This window comes from Vibrio sp. 2132-1 (assembly GCF_033344315.1).
In genome coordinates this window covers 1-1,221 of record NZ_JAWPON010000075.1, presented here as the reverse complement: position 1 = coordinate 1,221, position 1,221 = coordinate 1, and the positions used below count along the sequence as shown (strand labels likewise).

The following is a 1,221-nucleotide window of genomic DNA, read 5'->3' as shown; positions in this document are numbered from 1 at the left end:
ACTTTCCGTTGTACTCTTAGGGCTCATTACCTTTTCCACTCCGTCTTTGGCTTTATTTGGCAAAGACCAGTTTAACAATAGCCAGAACAACAGCTTTGGTAGCAGCAACGACAGCTTTGTTCCGGTCGACCAAGCGTTCCCGTTTAACTTCTACCAACAAGACGACAAGTTGATGCTCGATTGGCAGGTACGTGACGGCTACTATCTGTATCAAGAGCGCTTGTCTGTGTCTGGTGAAAACATCTCTCTTGGCAAACTGCAAATGGAAAACGGCACGCCACATAAAGATGAATTTTTCGGTGATGTGCATATCTACACCACGCCTTTATTTGTGAATGTACCGCTTGATGAGTGGCAAGAAGGCGCACGCGTGATCGTGCAATATCAAGGCTGTGCGAAGGCTGGATTCTGCTATCCGCCAGAAACTCGCATCATTCCAATTGACGCTTTTACGGCCTCCATTGCTGATTCCGCAATAGCGAAAAAGCCAACGCAATCAACAGCGAACAATAACCAAACAAGCACGACATCACCAACGGCGAGCACGTCAGTGTCATCAAACAACGATCCAGCACCAGTCACTGAACAAGACAGCCTCGCGGCGAGCCTTGCTGACAATTGGTGGACTCCGCTGCTGTTTTTAGCTCTTGGTGTAGGCTTAGCGTTTACGCCATGTGTTCTGCCAATGTACCCAATTTTGACCAGCATCGTACTTGGCAGTGGGAAACTCAGCCAACGCCGCGCTCTGGGTTTATCCCTAGTTTACGTGCAAGGCATGGCGCTGACTTACACTCTTCTCGGCTTAGTGGTGGCATCAGCAGGCATGCAGTTCCAAGCGGCGATGCAACACCCATATGTGTTGATTGGTTTGAGTATCTTATTCGTCACGTTGGCACTCTCCATGTTTGGTGTGTACACCCTGCAATTGCCAAGCAGTGTACAAACGTGGCTAAACAACCTAAGCAACAAACAACAAGGCGGCAGCAGCGCAGGCGTATTCGCGATGGGTGCGATCTCAGGTCTGGTGTGCTCACCGTGTACCACGGCACCTCTGTCGGGCGCACTACTCTACGTTGCACAAAGTGGTGACTTGCTGACTGGTGGTATTGCGCTTTACGCACTGGCGATGGGTATGGGTATTCCGCTGATTCTCGTAGCGGTATTTGGCAACAAACTGCTGCCAAAAGCCGGCGGTTGGATGGACCGCGTGAAGACATTATT

The 1,221-nt window shown here is 50.2% G+C and carries 1 protein-coding gene; it reads left to right on the top strand.

Features of this window, described 5'->3' with window-relative positions:
- On the top strand, positions 1-1,221 hold a 1,221-nt coding region (gene dsbD / locus R8N47_RS23520), incomplete at both ends, for a protein-disulfide reductase DsbD (protein ID WP_318185894.1).